The following is a 5,610-nucleotide window of genomic DNA, read 5'->3' on the forward strand; positions in this document are numbered from 1 at the left end:
TCGTGCCGGCAGTCGCGTTGCAGGTTCCACCCCGAGGGGTCAGGTCCTGCGAGCTCACCCAGGTTTATGTCGGCGATGATCAGGTCGGGATGGCTGCTCTGGTTGGCGAGCAGGCCGTTCGGGCCCACGAAATAGCTCTCTCCGAAGAACTCCTGGTTCCACGGCGCCTCACGACCCCGCCGGTTCGAGCCGCCGATGAACACGTTGTGACGCACGGCGTCGACCGGGAACTCCATGTGCCACATGCGCTGCGACTTTTCGCCAAACGTAACGGCGGGCGAGAAGATGAGCTCCGCGCCTTCTCGTGCCAGGCTCCACATGACCCCCGCGAAGTGACGGTCGTAGCAGATTGCGATGCCGATGCTGCCCACCGAGGTCTTGAACACGGGGAAGAACGGGTCGCTCGAGATGTTGGCCGGCCACTGCCCGTTGCCCCCGTTGCTGCGGTCGTAGTAGAACCCCTCGAGAAAGCTGCCCTTCTCGTTGGCGCCGTGTGGGATGTGCGCCTTGCGGAACTTGCCGATGACCTCACCCCGCTCGTCGATGAGCACGGCCGTGTTGAAGCGGCGATCGACCGTGGCGTCGTACTCGTAGATGGGGGCGACCACGATCATGTTGTTCTGGCGGGCGGCGTCGCGCAGCGTCTTCACCGTGGGGCCGTCGGTAGCCGACTCGGCGAGCCCGACCCACATGGGGGCGTGGGTGATAGCGAAGTACGGGCCGGCGAACAGCTCGCCGAAGCAGATCACCCGGGCCCCCTGGCGGGAGGCCTCGGCGAGCAGCGAGACGTGGTGGTCGACGTTGGCGCGTCGCACGTCGTCGAGACGGTCGTGCAGCGCAGGCAGGCCTTCGACGGTATCGGGCATGTGGGGGTAGGCGTTGATGGTCTCGGTCAGTGCGGCTCGAACCGTTCGCGTGGGTGCTGGCGGTGTGCTCATGTTCAGGCCTCCTCGGCCAGATCGAGCAGCACGGTGAGCATCACGTTCACGCCGTTCGCGCACTGCTCTGGGGTCGAGAACTCGCGCGGGTTGTGGCTGATGCCGTCGTACTCGCCCGGCACGAAGACCATGGCGGTGGGGGCGATGCGCGCGAACTCCTGCGCGTCGTGGCCCGCCCCGGAGATGATGTCGCTGCGGGTCAGCCCAGCGGCGTCAGCGGCGGCGGCGATGCGCCCCTGCACGCGGGTGTCGAAGGGCACATACTCGGTGCGGGCGGTCTGGCGCCAGGTGATGGTGACCCCCTCTTCAGCCTCGACCTGTGCGTAGAAGGCGATGATCTCGGCTTCAGCGCTGCGCATGAAGGTGTCGTCCGGATTGCGCAGATCGACCGTGGCGCGCACCCGTCCGGGCACGATGTTGACGAGCCCAGGGTGAGGGGTGATGGCGCCCATGGTGGCGCGCATCTGCGTGCCGTGGCGTCCGCTCGCGATCATCTCGCGCAGCTTGAGATTGATCTTCGCGGCCGCGACGCCGGCGTCTGCGCGCAGGTTCATGGGGGTCGTTCCGGCGTGGGCCGACTTCCCCTGAATGGTGAGCTCATGCCACGAGATGGCCTGCACCCCCTGCACCACGCCGATGTCGACGCCCTGCGCCCGCAAGATGGGGCCTTGCTCGATGTGGCACTCGAGGTAGGCGTGGGGGGGCTGCACGCGGGCGTCGGCCTCTCCCTTGAATCCGATCTTCTCGAGCTCGTCGACCAGCATGAGACCGTCGCGGTCGGTGAGCCCATAGGCCTCTTCGAGGGCGAGACGCCCCGTGGCGACGGCGCTGCCCAGCATGTCGGTGCCGAAGCGACACCCCTCCTCATCGGTGAAGAAGGCCACCACCACGGGACGGCGGGTCTCGATGCGATGGTCGTTCAATGTGTGAACGATCTCGAGCCCGCCCAGAACGCCCAGGCAGCCGTCGAAGCGTCCGGCGGTGGGCACCGAGTCGATGTGCGAGCCCATCATGACGGGGGCGAGATGCGATTCGCGGCCCGCTCGAAGGCCGTACACGTTGCCGATGCGGTCGATGGTGACCTCGAGCCCGAGCGCGCGCATCCACGCAACCACCTGCCGGCGCCCCTCGCCGTCGGCTTCGGTCAGGGCGAGACGGTTCACGCCTTCGAGGCCGGTGCGCTCGTCGACATAGCGACCGATGCGCCCAAGCCCTTCGAGGGCCGCGTACAGCCGATCGCGGTCGATGTGAGGCTTGATTTCAGGGAGCCGTGTATCCATGGCGCTTCCTCTCGAGACGGGTAGACGAATCTTCTTCGTTTCGCCCCGATCAGCCTTCGCCCTCCGCTCGGGCCTCAGGGCCGCGTCTGCTCGGTGAGGCGCTTCGACAGCATCTTGATCAGCCGCTGCTTGTGGTCGTCGGCCACCACGGTGAGCGCGATGCCGAGCTCACACGAATCGGTGCCTTTGGGCAGCGAGCGCACCACCACGCCACGACAGGTGAGCGGCGCCGGGTCGCCCGGGAACTGCAGGGTCAGCTCCACGATGGTGTGACGGGGCACCGCTACCGGCACCATCAAGAGAAGCCCCCCCACGGCGATGTCGCGCACCTTGCCCGCAATGGTCTCGTGTGTTGACACGATCTTCATCGACGCATCGAGCTCTGTGCTCAGACGGGGCGAGGTGCGGTGCTCACGGCCCTCGCCGATGCTGATGCCACAGTCCTCGAGCAGGAAGAGGGCGACGTTGGCAACCTCTGTGTCTGTCTCCATGTGGAACGACAGCCCCGCCTCCCAGCTCATCTTGTCCTTGAGATACTTCACCCAGACCACGCTGGCGCGTGGAGCCGTATCGTCGGTGGAGAACTCCACGTCGCGAAAGACCTGGCTTGCCTTGCGGGTGACGTAGAGGGTGAAGAGCTCATCCTTCTGCACGGCTCTGCCCGTCTCTACGCGGATGCCGCGCTGGGCGAAGTCGAGCGCCACCATGTGGACCTGTTCGCTGTTCGGGCGGATGCCCACCAGCGGGACCCGCTTCTGGACCCGCAACCGCCCCCGGCGCTCCAGGGAGGCGATCTGGTTGTCGGTCAGGCCGACCGCGTTCTTGAGGCGTTCGATGATGTCGATCCAGCCCATCGGTGCACCCTCTCCTTGCCGTGCTTCGCGCAGGCGCGTCTCGGCGGCAACCGCTGTGTCGCACGCGCTCTGCGCTCTACCTGCTCAATCAGTGTTCACCAGGAAGGTGGCGGCCTCCTCGAAGTACGGCATGAGACGCGACTCGTGGGGGGCGAAGGCCGGCGTCAGGCGAATGGCGTTCTGCATGTGGCGCACCCACGCGTCGCGCATCACCGTGTCGATGGCGAACGGCATGTGACGCATGCGCAGCCGCGGGTGGCCTCGAAGGCTGTCGTAGGTCGACGGACCGCCGAATCGCTGCAGCAGGAACAGGGCCAGGTGACGCTTTCCAGGCCCGAGGTCGGCGGGGTAGAGGGCACGCAGCGGAGGGTCGCTCTCAACCCCCTGGTAGAAGGCTTCCACGAGCAACTCAAAGGCCGGGGCGCCGCCCACGGCCTCGGCGATCATCGATTCGTCCACGTCTGTACCTCCACGGCGCAGGGCTTCGTCACACCGGCGGCCCTCACACCGGAACGCCGGGTGCGGGACGCGGGTGGGCGGCGGGCTCTCTCCGACGCGCCGCCAAGGCTGCGGCTGCTCTGCGGGCGTGCGAGAACAGCGTCTTGTAGACCTCGCAGTACGGGTCGCGGGCGAAGACGGTTCCCAGCGCGGTGAAGGTGCGCACCGGACAGCCGCCGTGGCACATCGACAGCCAGGTGCAGGTTCCGCACGCGTCGTGCTCGATGAGATGCGCGGGGCGCTCGAGGAAGCGCTCGCGGGCAGGGCTGGCCCCCAGCATTTCGCTCAGTGATTGCTTTCCGAGCACATTTCCGAAGCTGTGCTCCGGGTAGCTCGTCACCCAGCAGTCGCAGAGCGCCGTCTGGCCGCGCGCATCGATGGAGATGAACTCGTTGGCGCAGTTCTGCTGCCATATGCACGACAGGCGCGCAGGCCTCCCGCGGAAGGCCTTGATGATCTCGTCGAAGGGACCCACGCTGACGCCGTGGTCGTATCCGTGCTCGAGCCAGGTATCGAGCAGGCCGGTCAGAAATGCGCTCAGCGGAGCGGTCGAGAGGGTGTCGCCCCCTACTCCGGGTCCGCCGGGGAACGGCATGTTGACCTGGAACTCGGTGAGCCGCGCGGTCTCTGTGTAGAAGCGGTAGAAGGCTTGCGGTCCGGCCTCGAGGCTTCCGGGATGGAGAACCGCGATGCATCCCACGCCGATGCCGGCCTGCTGCGCGTCAGCCACGGCGCGCAGCCAGAGCTCGGTGTACTTCTCGGTGCTCCCGTTCATGAGGCGACGGTGGTTGTTGGGGTAGTCCATCGACGTGCCCAGCGAACCTCCGAACATCGACCGCACCACATCGTGCCATCGCGCGCTCCAGCCGATGAGGTTGGTCTGGAGATGGTGGCGGAAGCGCAGGCCTCGGGCGGCGGCCGCCTCGCCCATGACGGCGTTGGCCTTCTCAAACCAGGCGGGGCCGAGCATCATCACCTCGCCCCCTTGCCAGTAGACCTCGGCCTCGATGCTCTGGTTGAGCGCCATGTGCTCAACCAGTCGCTCGGTCAGCACGGGCAGCTGCTCGAGGGTGAGGCGCACCTTCGACTTCTCTTCGAAGCAGTAGTCGCAGGCCACGTTGCACTCGAGCGTGGGCAGCAGGATGATGCTGAGAGGCTTTCCGATCATGAGGGCTCCATCACGAAGATCGCGCCGGCGATTCTCGCTCGTCGGCCGCAAGGGCGTCGGCCTGCAGCGCCTGCGCCTCGCGCTCGAGCTGGCTGAACAGCCGTCTGACGTGCGCGCAGTCGTAGGCTGCATCCGGTGACTTGAAATAGCCCACGCACCACATCTGCAGCGGGCAGCTTGCGCATTCGGCATTCGCCTCCACGAGTCGGGCGAGATGGGCCTCCAGGCTCTGATCGCCCGATTCCGCCTCGTGCGCAGGGGGCGGTGGGGTGGCCTCCACCCGATGCCAGAGGGTGTCTGACGCGCCGTGGATGATGCGCGTGAGGGCGCCGTGGAACGGCTCGATGGGGGCCGTGGCCAGCGGGTCGTGCAGGTAGCGGTCGAGCAGGGTCTCGAGCTCGCCTACCGCCTCGGCCGAGGGCTGTGCTGGAATGATGCGGGCCGGCAGGTGCAGCGCAAGAGCGACCTGTCCGGCTTTGGCCACCCCCGCGATTGCGGGCATGCTCACCCGGGTGGGGGCCCCCTCACGCGCCCGTGCCAGGGCGTAGAGGCCCGCCGCTTCTCTTCCCGGATCGGTGAGCGTCACGTCGAGGCGCCAGGCCTTCAGGTCGGGGGCGCCAGCGAGGCCAAGTGGTGCCTCGATCCAGGCCACGCGTTCCGAGGGCAGCGCCATGGCAGCAGCCCTCTCCTCTTCCGAGGAGACGACCACCACACAGGCCGGGCCCGAGAACGACGCTGCCTCGGCTGGGATCAGCCGAGGCAGGGCGACAGGCGTGTCGTCTTCCGAGGCCATGTGCCCCTAGAAGCGCACGGAGGAGTAGTTGCCGTTGTGCGAGTTGACCCAGCCGGCTCCGCCGCCAAAGTTGGCGAGG

The 5,610-nt window shown here is 67.3% G+C and carries 5 protein-coding genes; all 5 read right to left on the minus strand.

The window, feature by feature from the left end; genetic code table 11:
- On the minus strand, nt 1-938 hold a 938-nt coding region (locus EB084_18445; protein ID NDD30241.1), incomplete at its 3' end, for a hypothetical protein.
- A gap of 2 nt (nt 939-940) precedes the next feature.
- Nucleotides 941-2,218 carry a Zn-dependent hydrolase gene (locus EB084_18450; protein NDD30242.1) on the minus strand — a complete coding sequence of 426 codons (1,278 nt, stop codon included), beginning with the start codon at nt 2,216-2,218 and terminating at the stop codon, nt 941-943.
- 74 nt (nt 2,219-2,292) lie between these two features.
- A complete protein-coding gene (locus EB084_18455; GenBank protein ID NDD30243.1) occupies nt 2,293-3,072 on the minus strand; it encodes a PilZ domain-containing protein in 780 nt (259 codons plus the stop codon).
- An 84-nt stretch (nt 3,073-3,156) separates the two neighbouring features.
- Nucleotides 3,157-3,519, minus strand: coding sequence for a globin (locus tag EB084_18460; GenBank protein ID NDD30244.1), 363 nt, complete (start codon nt 3,517-3,519; stop codon nt 3,157-3,159).
- Between the two features lie 55 nt (nt 3,520-3,574).
- Nucleotides 3,575-4,930, minus strand: coding sequence for a radical SAM protein (locus EB084_18465; GenBank protein NDD30245.1), 1,356 nt, complete (start codon nt 4,928-4,930; stop codon nt 3,575-3,577).
- Between the last annotated feature and the right edge of the window lie 680 nt (nt 4,931-5,610).

The sequence above is a fragment of the Pseudomonadota bacterium genome, from assembly GCA_010028905.1.
Classification (GTDB): Bacteria; Vulcanimicrobiota; Xenobia; order RGZZ01; family RGZZ01; genus RGZZ01.